Origin of the sequence: Paracoccus gahaiensis, assembly GCF_005048225.1 — a bacterium.
In the GTDB taxonomy this organism is placed as follows: domain Bacteria; phylum Pseudomonadota; class Alphaproteobacteria; order Rhodobacterales; family Rhodobacteraceae; genus Paracoccus; species Paracoccus gahaiensis.
This window is the reverse complement of record NZ_SUNI01000005.1, coordinates 127,224-143,368: the sequence shown is the minus strand read 5'-3', so window position 1 is coordinate 143,368 and position 16,145 is coordinate 127,224. Positions and strand designations below refer to the sequence as shown.

Sequence of the window (16,145 nt, the reverse complement as noted above, 5' to 3'; positions counted from 1 at the left end):
GATCAGGCTTCCAGCATCCGCTTCAGCACGGCGATATCCTCGACCATGGCGCTGTCCTCGACCAGCAACTCCTCGATCTTGCGCACGCCATGCATGATCGTGGTGTGGTCGCGCCCGCCGAAGCGGCGGCCGATCTCGGGCAGCGAGCGGCTGGTCAGCTGCTTGGACAGGTACATCGCGATCTGGCGGGGCCGTGCGACGTTGCGGGCCCGCTTGGGGCCCATCATGTCGGCCAGGCGGATGTTGAAATGCTCGGCCACCTTGCGCTGGATGTCGTCGATGTTGATCTTGCGATCGTTGGTGCGCAGGATGTCGGCCAGACATTCCTGTGCCACCTCCAGCGTGATCTCGCGGCGCAACAGGCTGGCATGGGCGAAGAGGCGCTGCAGCGCACCTTCCAGCACCCGCACGTTGGTCGTGATGCGATGGGCCAGGAATTCCAGCACGCCCGCGCCGATCTCCAGATCGGGCTGCTGGGCGCAGAAGACCTCGGTCTTGGACTGCAGGATGCCAAGGCGCAGCTCGTAGGTGGTGGGGTGCAGGTCCACGATCAGCCCGCAGGACAGGCGCGATTTGATGCGTTCCTCCAGCCCCTTAATCTCGGCGGGGGCGCGGTCGGCCGAGATCACGATCTGCTTGCCCTGATCGACCAGCGCGTTGAAGGTATGGAAGAATTCTTCCTGCGTGCTGTCCTTGCCGGCGATGAACTGCACGTCATCGACCATCAGCATGTTCACGTTGCGGAACATCCCCTTGAAATCCATGATCGAACTTTCGCGCAGAGCCTGCACGAAACGGTACATGAACTGCTCGGCCGACAGGTACAGCACCTGGGCCGAAGGGTGGCGGGCCTGATAGTCCTGCGCGATCGCATGCATCAGGTGCGTCTTGCCCAGGCCCACGCCGCCATAGAGGAACAGCGGGTTGAAGCCGACCGGCCCGCCCTCGGCCACGCGGCGCGCGGCGGCATGGGCCAGTTCGTTGGGCTTGCCCACGACGAAATTGGTGAAGGTGTAGCGCGGGTCCAGCGGCGCGCCCAGATCAGTGCGGGGCGCGCGGGTGGTCGGCGCTTCGGGCGCCTGCCCGGCAGGGGCGGCGGCCTGGGCCGTGGCGCGCGGCGCCGGGCTGCCCACGTCAAAGCGCAGGCGTTCGACCGTCGCGCCGTTGCGGGTCAGCACAGCCATGATGTCCTTGGCAAAATGCCGGTTCACCCAATCCGAGATGAACCGCGTCGGGCTGACGAACCGTGCCGCGCCCTCGTCGATGGCGGTCAGGCGAAGCGGCTTGATCCAGTGGTTGTAGTTGTTCGGCCCCACGCTCTGCTCCAGCTCGGCGCATGCCTGACCCCAGATCCTGTCCATCATCGTCCCGTTTCCCGTGCCTGTCCCCGATCCCCGCCGGATGATCCGGCGGGACAGAAATCACGTCGACCCGGGGTTGATCGCGGAAAACAGCTGTCCCGACGACCGCAATGCGGTCGCGCGGGGGCGTCAGCCCGTTTCCGATCTCAAGACACGGTTCCTGCAATGGTCGGTGGCAGCCGTCCATGTGGTTCCGAGGGCGGAAGAGAGGCTCTTCCCAGCCCGGCCATGCATCCCGGAACGATCCGAAGATCATCCCGCGAGGTCCGGCCCGTCCCCCAAGCGACGTGAATCGCATGGAGGAAACTAGCGCCACGGATGCGACCGCCGCAACCGAACTCTGCGCTTGACAGCACGTTGGACCTGTCGAATCTGCGAGGCCTTTGACTCGATTAACAATTTTCGCAAAACGCTGAAATCGCTCGATTTTCGGGATCGATGCGGTTGCAGAAATGAAAATCGGGCGCAAGGCTTTCGCCTGCACCCGATCCTGTCATGGGGGTCGCAACGACCCGAAAGCCGGGGATTCCCGCCCCTTTCGGGGCCGGCCCTCAGGCGGTCGTTAGCGCGTTCACGCGGGCCGCCAGACGCGACACTTTGCGCGATGCGGTGTTCTTGTGCACGACACCTTTGGTGACGCCGCGCATCAGTTCGGGCTGGGCATTCTGCAGGGCGGTCTTGGCGGCGGCGGCGTCGCCCGAGGCGATGGCCTCCTCGACCTTGCGCAGGTAGGTGCGGATGCGCGAGCGACGGGCCTTGTTGACGTCGGTGCGACGTTCGATCTGGCGGGCGCGTTTCTTGGACTGGGGCGTATTGGCCATGGGATCTTCCTATCGGGTCAGGTGCAGGTCAAAATATCGAACGTGCAAAAGCCCCATGGCGCCGTCCCAAGTCAGGGACGGTCATGATTCTTGCCAAAGCGGGCCCACACGCATGTAAGCCCGGGCCTATAGGCCAACGGGCGCAAAAAGAAAAGCCTCTTTGCGCCAGAGCCCTCACTTGTCGCGGAATTGCGCCTCGCGCTTTTCCAGGAAGGCGGCCATGCCCTCCTTCTGGTCCTCGGTCGCGAACATCGAATGGAAGGTCCGGCGTTCGAACAGCAGGCCCTCGTGCAGGGTCGTCTCATAGGCGCGGTTCACGGCCTCCTTGACCGCCCGCGTGGCGATGAGGGACTTGTCGGCGATCTTGCGCGCGGTGGCCAGCGCCTCGGGGATCAGTTTGGCCGTGGGCACGACCCGGCTGACCAGACCCGAGCGCTCGGCCTCGGTCGCATCCATGAAGCGTCCGGTCAGGTTCATGTCCATCGCCTTGGACTTGCCGACGAATCGGGTCAGGCGCTGCGTGCCGCCGATGCCGGCGATCACGCCCAGATTGATCTCGGGCTGGCCGAACTTCGCGTTCTCGGCGCAGATGATGAAATCGCAGACCATCGCCAGCTCGCAGCCGCCGCCCAGGGCATAGCCGCTGACCGCCGCGATGATCGGCTTGCGCACGCGCCCGATCGCCTCGATCTGGGCGCCGAACAGGTCGGCCGCATAGACCTCGACGAAGCTTTTCGTCGACATTTCCTTGATGTCGGCACCGGCGGCAAAGGCCTTCTCGGAGCCGGTCAGCACGATGCAGCGGACCTTGTCGTTGCGGTCGGCCTCCGACAGCGCGCTGGAGAGTTCGTCCAGAAGCGTGGCGTTGAGCGCGTTGAGCGCCTCGGGACGGTTCAGCCGGATCAGGGCGACCTCGTCCTCGATCTCCACGATGATGGTTTCGTAAGCCATAGGCTTGGACCTCGTTGCCAGGTTGCTACCGGGCCTGTCCTATCAGCTTGGCCCGGGTAAATCCAAGCGTTCACCTCTGGCAGGAGGGGCACCAGAAGGAGGACCGCCCTGATTGCACGATGCGGCGGATGGTGCCGTCGCAGCCCGCGCGCAGGCAGGGCTGCCCCTCGCGGTCATAGGCGCGGAAGCTGTGCTGGAAATAGCCCAGCTCGCCGCTGGCCTGCCGGTGATCGCGCAGGGACGAGCCCCCCGCCGCGATGGCATCGGTCAGCACGTCGCGGATATGGCCCACCAGCGCCGCAAGGCGGGCCGCCCCGATGCGCCCCGCCGCCCGGCGCGGATCGATCCCCGCCCGCCACAGGGATTCGCTGACATAGATGTTGCCCAGGCCCGCCACGATCCGCTGGTCCAGAAGCGCCTGCTTGACCGGCACGCGCCGTCCCGCGAAGGCCAGCGCCAGATAGTCGGGGGTGAAGCCGGCATCAAAGGGCTCGGGGCCCAGATGGTCCAGCAGCGGGTGCGCCGTGCCCTCGCGGATCAGATCGACCATGCCGAAGCGGCGCGCGTCGTTGAAGGTGATGGTCGTGCCCGCATCGGTGGTCAGCACGACATGGTCATGGCGCGCATGAATGCCGGGATCGCGGTGAAACCCCGCCAGCCCCGCCCCCTCGACCAGCATCCGGCCCGACATGCCCAGATGCCACAGCACCGTGCCGCCCCGGTCCAGATCGGCCAGCAGGTATTTGGACCGCCGCCGCAGTGCGGTCACCCGCGCCCCCGTCAGCACCTGCACCAGATCGACCGGCATCGGCCAGCGCAGGTCGGGGCGGCGGACCTCGGCTCTGGCGATGCGGGCGCCTTCCAGATGGGGGGCCAGGCCGCGGCGGACGGTCTCGACCTCGGGCAGTTCGGGCATGGTGGGTCCTTTCGCGCCGCAGGCCTGCGGCGTAACCGTCGCATTGCACCCATGACGCATCGCGGTCATTGTGCGGGCGGCAGGCCGGACCTATCTGGCGATGGAACAGGCAAACGGCAAGCGCGATGACGGACAGAAAACAGACCCATTTCGGCTTTCGGACCGTGGACGAGGACCAGAAGGCCGGGATGGTGCACGAGGTGTTTTCCTCGGTCGCCTCGCGCTATGACCTGATGAACGACCTGATGAGCGGCGGCATCCATCGCGCGTGGAAGACCGCGATGATGGACTGGCTGGCGCCCCGCAACGGCCAGCACCTGCTGGATGTGGCGGGCGGAACCGGCGACGTGGCCTTCCGCTTTCTGGACCGCACGCCCGGCGGCCGCGTGACCGTCTGCGACATGACCGAGCAGATGCTGGTCGAGGGCCGCAAGCGCGCCGATGCCGTGGACAAGGCCGATCGCCTGTCTTGGGTCACCGGTGATGCGATGGCGCTGCCCTTCGCCGACAACAGCTTTGACCGCTACACGATCAGCTTCGGGATCCGCAACGTGACCCGCATCGGCGACGCGCTGACCGAGGCTTACCGCGTGCTGCGCCCCGGGGGCCGCCTGATGGTGCTGGAATTCAGCCAGATCCCGGTGCCCGCGATGCAATGGGCCTATGACCGCTACAGCTTCAACGTCATCCCGGCCATGGGCCAGGCGGTGACGGGCGACCGCGACAGCTATCAGTACCTGGTCGAATCGATCCGCAAGTTCCCCGAACAGGAGGAGTTCGCCCGGATGATCCGGCAGGCGGGCTTCGACCGCGTGCAATGGCGCAACCTGACCTTGGGCATCGCCGCGCTTCATTCCGGCTGGAAGTTGTAGGCATCATGCGCGGCCCCCACAACATCCTGCGCCTGATCCGCACAGGTGCCACATTCGAACGGACCGGCGCGATGGCGGCCGTGCTGGATGCGGTGGATGCGCCGATGCGGCTACGGCTGGCCGCGCGGGTGATGGGCTGGCCGTTCCGCTGGCTGGGCTACAAGGGCGATCCGACCCTGCCGCCGATCACGCGGGCGATCACCGCGCTTGGCCCCGCCTATATCAAGTTCGGCCAGATCCTGTCGACGCGCGCCGATGTCGTCGGCCCGGAACTGGCGGGCCAGCTGCGCATGCTGCAGGACCGTCTGCCCCCCTTCCCCACCGACATCGCCAAGGCGGTGATCGAGGCCGATCTGCGCGCACCGGTCGACGAGCTGTTCTCGGAATTCTCGGAACCGGTGGCGGCGGCCTCGATCGCACAGGTCCACCGGGCGCGCGTGCGCGAGACGGGCCGCGAGGTCGCGGTCAAGGTCGTGCGCCCCGGTATCGGCCCGGCCTTCAAGCGCGACATCGACGCCTTCCATTTCGGCGCCCGCATGGTCGAGATGCTGTCGCCCGGCGCCCGCCGCCTGCGCCCCCGCGATGTGGTCAGCCATTTCGAGCAGACCGTCACCGGCGAGCAGGACTTGCGGCTGGAAGCCGCCGCAGCGTCCGAGTTTTCGGAAAACACCGCCCGCGATGCGGGTTTCCAAGTGCCTTTGCCGCATTTTGCGCTGTGCTCGCGCCGGGTGCTGACCGCCGATTGGGCCGAGGGCCTGCCGATGGGCGACCGCGAGGCGCTGATCGCCGCCGGGCACGACACCACCGACCTGGCGCGTCGGGTGATCCAGCTGTTCCTGTCGCATGCGCTGCGCGACGGGTTCTTTCATGCCGACATGCATCACGGCAACCTGAAGGTTGCGGCCAATGGCGACGTGATCGCCTATGATTTCGGGATCATGGGCGAAATCGACGAATATACCCGCCGGGTCTATGCCCAGATCTTGTACGGCTTCATCCAGCGCGACTATCGTCTGGTGGCGCGGGTGCATTTCGAGGCGGGCTACGTGCCCCGCGACCGCGACGAGGCGGCGTTTGCCCGCGCGCTGCGCGCGGTCGGAGAGCCGATCTTCGGCGCCGATGCCAGCCGGATCTCGATGGGCAACCTCTTGTCCTACCTGTTCGAGGTGACCGAGCGTTTCGGCATGCCCACCCGGACCGAACTGATCCTGCTGCAGCGCACGATGGTCGTGGTCGAGGGCGTGGCGCGGTCGCTCGATCCGCAGCTGAACATCTGGGACGCGGCCAAGCCGGTCGTGTCGGACTATATCAAGGCCGGGATCGGGCCCAAGGCCGCCGCCCATGATCTGGCGCAGATCGCCCAGACCGTCGGACGCTATGGCCCGCTTCTGCCCCGCATCATCGAGCGGATGCTGTGGGAACGCGCCCATCCCGAGGAGGCGCGCCTGACCCTGATCCAGACCCGCCCCGCCGTGCCCCTGTGGCTGGTGGCGGTGCTGGCCTTGGCGGCGGGCGCGGGGATCGGCCTGTCGCTCTGAGGCTGCGTCTCAGAAGCAGATGATCTCCGCCTCGGCCTCGGCGCGGCGCAGGATCGCCACCGTCTCGGTCAGCTCCGCCATGCCCCGGAACATGCCCGACCGCTCACCGGTGGTCTGGCGCATGCGCAGGACCGTCTCGGCGCTGATATAGTCGCGATAGGGCAGGATCTCGGCGATGCGGTCGATCGCGCAGGAGCAGCGGTCCATCATCTCGCGCGTCTGGCCGTTGGTCGACAGGCAGGTGAAGACGTATTCCGCCCGCGCATTGGTTGGGAAATCGTTGACGGCCTGAGCCTGGGCGGGGGCGCCCAATCCTGATGCCAGGAGGGCCACGACCGCCAGAAGCGGGGGCCAGCCCCCGCCCCCCCGGGATATTTTCGGACCCAAGCCGTCAGGATGCCGCGCCCTCATTGCAGGACAAGCGCGCTGCGATAGCCGGGGACGGCATCGGTTTCGGCGCGCAGCTCACGGATCGGCTGGTCGGGATCGGCCATCACGAAGGTCAGGCGCAGCGTGTCGAACCCGCCCATGCGCGCGGCGTTCGCATCCTCGGCGAAGGGCTGGAAGCTGGCGGTCACGCCGTCACCGTCGCGGCTGATCTCTCCGCCGCGAAACAGCGCCTCCTTCATGCGGTTGCGGATGTAATGCGGGCTGCCGCCGGACAGGGCGGACATGTCGCGCACGGTCTGTTCCAGAAAGAAGGTCAGCACCGGATCGCCGCCCGAGATCGGGAAGGGCCCGATCTTGCGGCTGCTCGCGCCCAGCTCCTGCGTCAGCTGCAGGACCGGCTGCTGGTCCGAGGGGTCGATCGTCTCGGCCAGGGTCACGGCGGCATCGGCCAGCGGACGGAACCCTTCGGCCTGCGGACCCTCGACCGTCATGCGCCATTCCAGCGCGGCGTCCAGATCCCAGGGGCCGCGTTCGGCAAAGACCGCGTCTCCGGCCTCGGCGGCCATCATCGCCTGCGGGGCGAGGGCCGCCAACCCGGCGCAGAGGGCAAGGGCAAAGGCGCGTGTCATGGTCGGTCCTCCCAAACGTTCCGTCAGGTATGATGGGGGGCAGAGGGGGCCGGGCGCAAGCCCCGGCAGGCTGCGCATCCCCCCTAGGTCTTAGGCCAGAAGCCGTGCCAGGATCTCGGCCAGCTCGGCCGGGCGCACCGGCTTTTCCAGAAGATGCATCCCCATCCGCGCGCAGCGCCGCGAGATGGCCGGATCGCGATGGGCGGTGACCATGACCGCCGGCACCGGGCGGCCCGCCGCCGCGCGCAGGGCCTCGATGGCGGCGAATCCGGTATCGCCGTTCTCCAGATGATAATCCGCCAGGATCACGTCGGGCGGCTCGTCCCCCATGGTGGCCAGCGCCTCGGCGGTGCCGCCGGCCAGGCGCGGCACCATGCCAAGCCGGTCGCGCAGGATCATCTGATAGCCGCGGCGCATGTCGGCGTCGTTCTCGACCACCAAGGCCACGCGCCCCCGCAGCGCCGGCAGCGCCGTGTCCGAGATCCGGGGCGCCGTCTCGGGGCGGGCACCGACCAGCGACAGGCCCACGCGGAAGACGGTGCCGCGCATCGCCTCGGAGGTCAGGCTGATCGGATGGTCCAGCTTGGCACAGGCGCGGCGCACGATGGACAGGCCCAGCCCCATGCCGGGGGTGGCCTGATCATGCGTCAGGCGCTGGAATTCGTCGAAGATGCGGTTGCGATCGACGGCGGGGATGCCGATGCCGGTGTCATAGACCGACAGCCAGCACATGCCGTCGCGCTTGCGTGCGCCCACCGCCACGCCGCCGCGCTGCGTGTACTTGATCGCGTTCGACACCAGGTTCTGGGCGATGCGCCGCAGGAAGATCGGGTCGCTGTCCACGATCGCGGCGGTGGGCATGAAGGTCAGCCGCAGCCCCTTGGCATGGGCCACGGGGGCAAATTCGGCGGCCAGGCGGCGGAACAGGTCGTCCAGCACCACAGGCTGGCGGTTGAACTCGATCCGCGCGCTGTCCAGCCGCGAGATGTCGAGGACCGCATGCATCAGCTGCTCGACCGATTCGAAGGCGCTGCCCAATCTGCTGGTCAGTTCGGTCTGGTTCGCATCCATCGCGGTGTCGGCCAGCGCCGACAGGAACAGCCGCGCCGCCGACAGAGGCTGCAGCAGATCGTGGCTGGCCGCGCGCAGGAAGCGGGTCTTGGACCGGTTCGCCTCTTCGGCCGAGGCGCGGGCGACGGCCAGTTCACGGTTCCGTTGCGACAGATCGGCCATCGCGCGTTCCAGATCGCGGGTGCGGGCCAGCACCTCCTGCTCCAACGCGACGGCGGCCTGGAAGGTGGACCAGGCCGAGCCGCGCTTTTCCTCCAGCCGGTCGATGCGGTCGATCAGGACCTGGGTGATCCGGGTCAGCTTCTGGACCTGCCGATCGGGCGGGTCGTCGTCACGCAGCATCGACACCCTCCGGCGCGGGGAACGGCGCGGGCGGATCGGGCAGTTCGGGCCTCAGGAAGGCCAGGCCCACGAAGGTCTGGTTCACATGCATGCCGCTGTGCTGCTCGCCATAGGTGTTGAAGCCCGCGACCCGGTGGCGCCGGTAGAGATCCGAGATCCGATCGCTGAGCCCTGCCCGTTCCAGCGCCAGCCGTCGCAGGATGCAGTCGAAGGCCAGCACCATCAGCGGGCGGGCGGGCAGCGCCTCCAGCATGTCGGAAAAGCCCTGCGTCATGTCGTCGACCCGGCCAAGCGTCAGCACCGTGCCCGTGTCGATGGCCGACATCAGCGACAGGCCGCCATCGTCGGTGATGGCGCTGATCGCGCGGACATGGTGGCGGGACCCCATCCGCAGCAGCAGCGGAAAGCGCGCGAACTCGGACGGCGTCAGCGCGGTCTGCGGCAAGCCGGTCAGGCGGGCATATTCCGCCGCCGCCGGTTCGGCGTTCAGCTCCAGGATGCGGCGGCGTTCGGGAAGCGCGGCGGTGACGACCGCGCGCGTGGCGGTGGGGCTGAAATGGGCGAAGGTCACCTCGTGGATCGCCAGATCGGTCTCGACCAGCAGGAAGACGGCGACGTTCGATTGCACCACGCCCTGCGCCAGCAGCGTCGTGACGCGGAAATCCAGGCCATCGCCCGCGGACCCGCCCAGCACCGGGACCGTGGGCAAGGCCGCGTCCAGCGTGGCGACCAGCACATCCTCCTGCCCGGTCAACCCGTCCGACAGCATCAGCCCGAACAGGCTGCGGGCCGGATCATGGCCGAAGTCGCGGGCCATCGCGCGCAAGCTGGCCATCCAGGCCGAGACGGGCAGCGCCGGCAGGTCGGGCAGGATCAGGGCGGCGGCGCGGAAATGGCGGGCGGGAAAGCCGATCGCCACCACGCTGTCCGAGGCGTAGCCCTGCGGCCCGATCTCTCCGGCCGAGGAGCAGCCCGCGATCACGCAATCCTGCGGCAGCTCTCGGGCCAGCGCATTGTTCAGCGCCGCCAGCTCGTCGCCCTGGGCGCCGAACAGCAGCACCAGCGCGGGATGGGTGCCGCGCAGGCCGTCCAGCAGGGTCGGGACCAGATCGGTCCCGCCGCGGTCGGCCTGCACAGCGACCGGCCCGGAGGCGCCCTCCCTCGCCTCCGGACCGGTGTTCATCAGCCGGCCTCGAACAGCCGGATGGAATTGGCCAGCAGCACCGCCTGCGTGCGGCGGCGCGCGTTGATCTTGGACATGATCGCGGTGATGTGGGTCTTGACCGTGGCCTCGGCGATCGACAGCTCGTAGCTGATCTCCTTGTTGGCCTTGCCCTTGCAGATCAGCCGCAGGATCTTCATCTGCTGCGGCGTCAGGGTCGAGAAGCTGCGCGCCAGCTCGGCCTTGGCCATCTCGCCTGCGCCGTCCTGCTCGGGGCGATAGCATTCGGGGGTGACATGCTCACCCTCCCACATGCGGCGCAGGCTGTCGACCAGCCCCTCGCGCGACAGGGATTTGCTGATATAGCCCTGCGCCCCCGCCGCCATCGCGGTCGAGATCATCGAGCCCTCGAGATCGGCCGAGATCATGGTGATCGGCACGCCGGGCAGCTGGCGGCGCAGGGTCACGATCCCCTCGGCGCCCCGCGCATCGGGCAGGTTCAGGTCCAAGATCACGGCATCGGGCGCGCCCTGCATGCGGATCTGTTCCACGGCCGCCGCCAGTGTCCGGGCGGTGCGGACATTCTTCAGCCCGAAGCTGATCTTCAGCGTCAAGGCAAGCGCGTCGCACATCAACGGGTGGTCGTCCACGATCAGGATCTCGCGGATCTGATCGGCGGTCGGTCGAGGTGACGGCGCAGGACGCGCCTGCATGGCGGTTGCGGTCATGGCAGTCCTCCCTGGGTTTCAACGAAGCGCCCCTCCTCCAAGGTGCGTCCGCTGCCACCAGTTTAGGCCCGCCTGCGTATAAAGCAAGCGTCATGCCCAGACCAAAGTCGGAGAAGGGGTTTAGCTTTTGTTGACCTCCACACGCTCCACGGGAAAGATCTCGTCCCAGACATTGCCATCGGTGTCCTCGACATGGACCGAGACCGGCTGGCCGTTCGGATGATACTGAAAGCGGAACACCGGATCCTCGCTGACCGAGATCCCGGCCGACATGCTAAACAGCAGATCCTCGCCCTGACGCACCTCCAGCCGGTCGATGAAATGGGCGGGGATGTTCAGCAGCGTCACTTGGTCGCGCTGCAGGCCGGAAAAGTTGGGATGGCGGATCATCAGGGTGCCCGTCGCACGCCCGTCCTGTCCGTCAGCAGCGCTGCGCCAGCGCATTTCCCCCATCGACGCCCGGACCGAGGCCATGTCCTTGCCCGCAGGGGCCGAACAGCCGCCCGCCGCCTTGACGAAGCGGCCCGCCATGATCTGCGTGCCATCCGCCTGCGTGGCAATGGCGCGGACATCGGAATAGCTGTCGACGCGCAGCCGGACCTCGAAATCCAAAGGCATCAGCGCCGGACCGAAGGCGTATTCGGCGGCCACCGGGGCGGGGTTGCCGTCGACCACCAAAGTCAGGGCCTCCAGCGGCGGGGCTTCGGCGCCTTGCGTCAGGCGCACGGGCACGATGGCCGCGTCATGGGCGCGCGGTGGCGCCTCCAGATCCAGCGCGACGGCATCCAGCGGCGGATCGACATCCACGCCGATGATCGAGGATCGCAGATCCTCCCAGATCGGCGAGGGTTGCAGCGCGTTGTCCTGCGCGAAGGCCGGCGCGGCCAGCAGGACCGCGCCGAGGGTCAGCCACAGCTTCATCACTTATCCTCCCTTTTTCATCCTCCGATAGATCAGCTCGGCTGTCGTGGCGCCCGCATCCTCCTCGGCCCTCGCCACGACACCCGCATGCAGCGGAGATTTCGAACAGACCGGATCGGTCGCCCGCGCGTCACCCGCCAGCGCCATCGCCTGGCAGCGGCAGCCGCCGAAATCGACGGTCTTGCGCTCGCAGCTCTGGCAGGGCTCGGGCATCCAGGCGGTGCCCCTAAAGGCGTTGAAGCTGTCCGAGAGGTGCCAGATGTCGGAGAGCGACCGCTCCTGCACGTTCTCGAACCGCATCCAGTCGATGGATTGCGCGGCATGGCAGGGCAGCACGGTCCCGTCCGGGCCGACATTCAGCCCGGTCGAGCCCCAGCCCCCCATGCAGGCCTTGGGATAGATCGCATGATGGTCGGCGGGGACGTAGTCGATGACCAGCCGCCCGCGCAGCCGCAGCCGGGCCTCGTTCACCACCTGCCGGGCGAAGGCCGCCTGCTCGCGCGTGGGCATCAGCGCCTTGCGGTTCAGGTCGGCCCATCCGTGGAACTGCACCGTCGCCACCTCGATCCGCCGCGCGCCAAGACGTTCGGCCAGGTCGATCATGTCGGGCAGGCGGTCCATGTTCTGGTGATGGACGACCGCGTTGATGGTCAGGGGAAAGCCGATCTCGGTGACCCAATCACTGAAGGCCATCTTCTTGTCCCAGGATCCCGGATGCCCGCTGATGCGGTCGGCCATGTCGGGGCGGATGCCCTGCAGGGACAGCTGCACATGATCGACGCCCGCCTGGTCCAGCTCGATCAGCCGGTCGCGGGTGATGCCGATCCCCGAGGTGATCAGGTTCACATAGAGGCCCGCATCCCGCGCATGTGCCACGATCTGCGCCAGATCCTTGCGCACGCCCGGTTCCCCGCCCGAGACATGGACCTGCAGCACGCCCAGATCGGCGGCCTGCCGGAAGACCCGGCCCCAGTCGTCGGCGCTGATCTCGGACGCGGCGCGGACCAGTTCGACCGGGTTCGAGCAATAGGGGCAGGCCAGCGGGCAGCGATGCGTGACCTCGGCCAGCATGGCCATGGGCAGGCCCGGGGTGACGGGGTTGCCGTCCAGATCGCGCGGCTGATGCTGCTGGTCGTCCTTCATGAGGCGTCCTTCAGAAAGACCATGCGCCGTTCGATCAGCCCGGTCAGGAAATCGCGCACATCGCCGGCAATCTGCTCGGGCGGCGCCTTGTAGCGGGCGGCGAGGTCGCCCACGATGCTGTCCATGCTGCGGGTGCCGTCCAGTTCCGACAGGATCGCCTCGCCGATCTGGTCCAGCTGCATCGCGCGCTCGGGCGCCTGCAGCACGCGGATGCCGCGCACCCGGTCGCTCTGCAGCCGCACGCCGCGCGGCAGATAGGGCACGTCATGCAGTTCGATCAGCGGGGTCATGGGGCCATCCCCTCGCCCGGCTGCCAGGCGCCGGGAGGAATGTTCCCCTCGACATAGCCGTGCCACAGCGCATCCAGCTGCGCCCAGAGCACATCCGTCTTGAAGGTCAGCGCCGCCGCCGCCGCGTCCTGCTTTTCCAGCGTATCCGCCTGCGTCAGGACATAGTTGAGGCCGAATTTCACATCCTCGGGCGCCTCGGTCAGGCGCTTCCTGAAATAGGACAGGCTGCTGTCGTCGGCGAAATCATAATGCTGCAGCAGACCCTCGATCCGCTGCGCATGGATCCGGGGCGCGAACAGTTCGGTCAGGCTGGCGGCCACGGCGTCCAGCAGGGGCATGTCGCGGACGAAACGCACATAGGCGTCCACGGCAAAGCGCGTGGCGGGCATGATGCCCACGCCACTGGCGACATAATCGGGGTCCAGCCCCACGGCCTGCGCCAGCGCCAGCCAGCGGCGGATGCCGCCGCCCTCGGTCGGGCCGCCGTCATGATCCTCGATCCGCTTGCGCCAGGCGCGGCGCAGGTCGGGATCGGTCACCCGGGACATGAAGGCCGCATCCTTCATCGGGATGCGCGACTGGTACATCCAGCGATTGATGACCCAGGCACGCACCTCGTCGGGGGTGCAGTCGCCGCCATGCAGGCGGGCGTGGAACGGGTGGCGGTCGTGATAGCGCGCGGCCCCGATGGCCCGCAGCCGGGCCTCGAAATCCTCGGGCGATTGCGCCGTGTCCTGGATATCCTTCACAAGCTGATCTCCATGCCGTCGCGGCCGATCTGCCAGCCCTGCCCGGCGGCCTCTGCCGCCTCGGGGCTGTCGGGATCGGTCAGCGGGTTCGAGTTGTTTATGTGGACGAAGATACGCCGTCCGATGGTCGTTTGGGCCAAGGCGGGCATCGTGTCCGTCGCGGCCATGTGCCCCATGCGGCGTCCGGTCTTGCGGCCCAGCCCCATGCGGATCATCTCGTCATCCTGCCACAGGGTGCCGTCGAAGAACAGCGCGTCAGCGCCCTCGATCCGGTCCCGCAGCCCGTCGGGCAGGTCCGCGCAGCCGGGGATGTAGAGGGCCCGCCGGTCGCCTGCGCGCAGTTCGACCCCCACGGTCGTCTCGCCCATCAACCCGGTCTCGACCACCTCGCCCTCCTGGTACAGGGGCACCTTGCCCGGCACCGCGAACAGCGTCGCGGTCAGGCCAGGGGTCAGCTCGGCCGTCTGGTCCAGCGCGACCGTGCGGCGCGGCACGAAGTCCGGGTTCACCGCCCGCATCATGGGGTTGGCCGCCAGCGCGTCGTGGATCGCCGCCGTCGCGTACAGATCGAAGGGCTGGCTTTCACGCAGCGTCAGCAGGCCCGCCACATGGTCGATGTCGCCATTGGTGACCAGCACGGCCCGCAGGGGCATCTGGCGCGGCCCGGTCGGATGCAACGCGGGGGTCGCGGCCAGTTGCGCACGGATGTCGGGCGAGGCGTTCAGGATCGCCCAGTCCTGCCCGTCGGCGCTGACCGCGATCGAGCTTTGCGTCAGTGACGGGATCCGCCCCGCACGCGCCGCATCGCAATTGTCGCAGCCGCAGTTCCATTGGGGCAGGCCGCCGCCGGCGGCGGCGCCCAGGATGATGATCTGCATGGGGTGTGCCTTGAAAAAAGAGGCCCCGACCGAACGAATCGGACGGGGCCACATTCTTGCCTTGATGAAAGGCTCAGAACAGGACGGGTTCGTCCTCGGCCGGTGCGTACATGTTGATTTCCATGCCGCAGGCAATTTCCGTCAGGATCGGTTTGGTCCAGGCCATGCTGTGCTCCTCCTACATGCCAATACTGCCGCGCAAGAAGGCGACTGGATTCAAATGTAGTTCAGGGGCAGGATGAATCAACAGGACCTAGGTCGTATGTTCCTGACCATTTCGTGATCAAATGCAGGGAAAAAGGTAAAAGGCGCGATGTTTCACCTGATCCTGAGTGCCTGCCTGGCCGTGTCGGGCGCCGAGTGCGGGCAGATCCTGCTGCCGGCAGGGGATGCCGGGGACCTGGCCGGGTGCCGGTCACAGGCAGACCGAATCGTGTCGGACTGGCTGGCCGACCGCCCCGATCTGACCGGCGGCACGTCTGACTGTCGTGCCAATGCCGACCTGCCCGCCGCCGATCTGCAGGAACTGGCGCCGGGCGTCTTCGCCCATTTCGGCACCTCGCGGCAGATGGAGGAGACGGCGGATGGCCGCATCGCCAATCTGGGCGTGGTGATCGGGCAGGAGGGCGTGGCGGTGATCGACGCCGGCGTGTCCCGCGCCGAGGGGCAGGCGATGCATGTCGCGATCCGGCGGCTGACCGACCTGCCGATCCGCCACCTGGTCCTGACGCACATGCATCCCGACCACGTGCTGGGCGCCGAAGTCATGGCCGAGGCGGGGGCCGAGATCACCGCCCATCACGCCCTGCCCCAGTCCCTGCAGGCCCGCGCGGGCAGCTATCTGCACAGCCTGCAGGACCTCTATCCCGCGCCCGAATGGATCGGCACGCGGATCGCCCTGCCCGACCGGCTGGTCGAGGACCGCGACCGGATCGATCTGGGCGACCGACATCTGGACCTGCGGGCCTGGCCCGCCGCCCATACCGACAGCGACCTGACCGTGAGAGACAGCGCCACGGGGGTGCTGTTCACCGGCGACCTGATCTTTCGCGACCTGACTCCGGTGATCGACGGATCGCTGCAAGGCTGGTTGGAGTGGATGGCGGGCGACCCCGCCGCCGGGGCGACGCTGATCGTGCCCGGCCACGGACCGGCTGCGACATCATGGCCCGAGGCCGTGGACCCGCAGCAGGATTTCCTGACCGCCCTGGCCACCCAGACCCGCGACGCCATCGGAGCGGGCCTTGCCATGTCCGAGGCCGTTCCGGTCATCGCCGAAGCCTTGCAACCCTACGGCACCTTCTGGAATTCCTATCCTGCGACGGTGGCGCGCAACGCGACCGCTGCCTACAAGGAGCTGGAGTGGGACTAAGTAACATTTGA

18 protein-coding genes are annotated in these 16,145 nt (G+C 67.7%); 3 read left to right on the top strand and 15 right to left on the bottom strand.

Annotated features, from left to right (window positions below; translation table 11 throughout):
• Positions 1-2 precede the first annotated feature (2 nt).
• The 4 genes from dnaA to mutM all read right to left on the bottom strand — a co-directional run bounded on the left by dnaA (position 3) and on the right by mutM (position 4,049).
• Positions 3-1,364: a chromosomal replication initiator protein DnaA gene (gene dnaA / locus FA743_RS08340; protein WP_169308815.1), complete on the bottom strand. Its 1,362-nt coding sequence runs from the start codon at positions 1,362-1,364 to the stop codon at positions 3-5.
• A gap of 548 nt (positions 1,365-1,912) precedes the next feature.
• Positions 1,913-2,182 (bottom strand): 30S ribosomal protein S20, encoded by a 270-nt coding sequence (rpsT, locus tag FA743_RS08335; protein WP_135314245.1) that lies wholly within the window; start codon positions 2,180-2,182, stop codon positions 1,913-1,915.
• Between the two features lie 174 nt (positions 2,183-2,356).
• Complete coding sequence (locus tag FA743_RS08330) at positions 2,357-3,133, bottom strand: enoyl-CoA hydratase (RefSeq protein ID WP_136885494.1); 777 nt, start codon at positions 3,131-3,133, stop codon at positions 2,357-2,359.
• Positions 3,134-3,203: 70 nt separating this feature from the next.
• The gene (gene mutM, locus FA743_RS08325) at positions 3,204-4,049 is read right to left on the bottom strand and encodes a bifunctional DNA-formamidopyrimidine glycosylase/DNA-(apurinic or apyrimidinic site) lyase (protein WP_136885492.1); all 846 of its coding nucleotides are present in this window, start codon (positions 4,047-4,049) and stop codon (positions 3,204-3,206) included.
• 125 nt (positions 4,050-4,174) lie between these two features.
• Between mutM and ubiE the strand changes: the two genes are divergently transcribed.
• Together ubiE and ubiB are read left to right on the top strand one after the other, a co-directional pair.
• Positions 4,175-4,921, top strand: a complete 747-nt coding sequence (gene ubiE, locus FA743_RS08320) for a bifunctional demethylmenaquinone methyltransferase/2-methoxy-6-polyprenyl-1,4-benzoquinol methylase UbiE (protein ID WP_136885489.1) — start codon at positions 4,175-4,177, stop codon at positions 4,919-4,921.
• Between the two features lie 5 nt (positions 4,922-4,926).
• Positions 4,927-6,459: a 2-polyprenylphenol 6-hydroxylase gene (ubiB, locus tag FA743_RS08315; protein ID WP_136885487.1), complete on the top strand. Its 1,533-nt coding sequence runs from the start codon at positions 4,927-4,929 to the stop codon at positions 6,457-6,459.
• 9 nt (positions 6,460-6,468) lie between these two features.
• On the opposite strand, the gene FA743_RS08310 is transcribed toward ubiB, so the two are convergent.
• From FA743_RS08310 to pqqA, 11 genes are all read right to left on the bottom strand, one after another.
• On the bottom strand, positions 6,469-6,771 hold the full coding sequence (locus FA743_RS08310) for a hypothetical protein (protein ID WP_246054891.1): 303 nt from the start codon (positions 6,769-6,771) through the stop codon (positions 6,469-6,471).
• Between the two features lie 95 nt (positions 6,772-6,866).
• Positions 6,867-7,478: a hypothetical protein gene (locus tag FA743_RS08305; protein WP_136885485.1), complete on the bottom strand. Its 612-nt coding sequence runs from the start codon at positions 7,476-7,478 to the stop codon at positions 6,867-6,869.
• A 90-nt stretch (positions 7,479-7,568) separates the two neighbouring features.
• Positions 7,569-8,891 (bottom strand): ATP-binding response regulator, encoded by a 1,323-nt coding sequence (locus FA743_RS08300; RefSeq protein ID WP_136885483.1) that lies wholly within the window; start codon positions 8,889-8,891, stop codon positions 7,569-7,571.
• On the bottom strand, positions 8,881-10,074 hold the full coding sequence (locus FA743_RS08295) for an FIST N-terminal domain-containing protein (RefSeq protein WP_136885481.1): 1,194 nt from the start codon (positions 10,072-10,074) through the stop codon (positions 8,881-8,883). The genes FA743_RS08300 and FA743_RS08295 overlap by 11 nt, the downstream gene beginning before the upstream one ends.
• Entirely contained in the window at positions 10,074-10,781 is a 708-nt protein-coding gene (locus FA743_RS08290) for a response regulator transcription factor (protein ID WP_136885480.1), read from the bottom strand. Before FA743_RS08290 ends, FA743_RS08295 begins: the two co-directional genes overlap by 1 nt.
• Before the next feature lie 120 nt (positions 10,782-10,901).
• Positions 10,902-11,702, bottom strand: a complete 801-nt coding sequence (locus FA743_RS08285; protein WP_136885478.1) for a quinoprotein dehydrogenase-associated SoxYZ-like carrier — start codon at positions 11,700-11,702, stop codon at positions 10,902-10,904.
• Between the two features lie 3 nt (positions 11,703-11,705).
• Positions 11,706-12,845: a pyrroloquinoline quinone biosynthesis protein PqqE gene (gene pqqE, locus FA743_RS08280; RefSeq protein WP_136885476.1), complete on the bottom strand. Its 1,140-nt coding sequence runs from the start codon at positions 12,843-12,845 to the stop codon at positions 11,706-11,708.
• A complete protein-coding gene (gene pqqD / locus FA743_RS08275) occupies positions 12,842-13,135 on the bottom strand; it encodes a pyrroloquinoline quinone biosynthesis peptide chaperone PqqD (protein WP_136885474.1) in 294 nt (97 codons plus the stop codon). Before pqqD ends, pqqE begins: the two co-directional genes overlap by 4 nt.
• Positions 13,132-13,884: a pyrroloquinoline-quinone synthase PqqC gene (gene pqqC, locus FA743_RS08270; protein WP_246054890.1), complete on the bottom strand. Its 753-nt coding sequence runs from the start codon at positions 13,882-13,884 to the stop codon at positions 13,132-13,134. The genes pqqD and pqqC overlap by 4 nt, the downstream gene beginning before the upstream one ends.
• Complete coding sequence (gene pqqB / locus FA743_RS08265) at positions 13,881-14,762, bottom strand: pyrroloquinoline quinone biosynthesis protein PqqB (protein ID WP_136885472.1); 882 nt, start codon at positions 14,760-14,762, stop codon at positions 13,881-13,883. The genes pqqC and pqqB overlap by 4 nt, the downstream gene beginning before the upstream one ends.
• A gap of 73 nt (positions 14,763-14,835) precedes the next feature.
• The gene (gene pqqA, locus FA743_RS08260; RefSeq protein ID WP_042250260.1) at positions 14,836-14,928 is read right to left on the bottom strand and encodes a pyrroloquinoline quinone precursor peptide PqqA; all 93 of its coding nucleotides are present in this window, start codon (positions 14,926-14,928) and stop codon (positions 14,836-14,838) included.
• Positions 14,929-15,075: 147 nt separating this feature from the next.
• On the opposite strand from pqqA, the gene FA743_RS08255 reads away from it, so the two are divergent.
• Positions 15,076-16,134 carry a quinoprotein relay system zinc metallohydrolase 2 gene (locus FA743_RS08255; RefSeq protein ID WP_136885470.1) on the top strand — a complete coding sequence of 353 codons (1,059 nt, stop codon included), beginning with the start codon at positions 15,076-15,078 and terminating at the stop codon, positions 16,132-16,134.
• Positions 16,135-16,145: the final 11 nt, after the last annotated feature.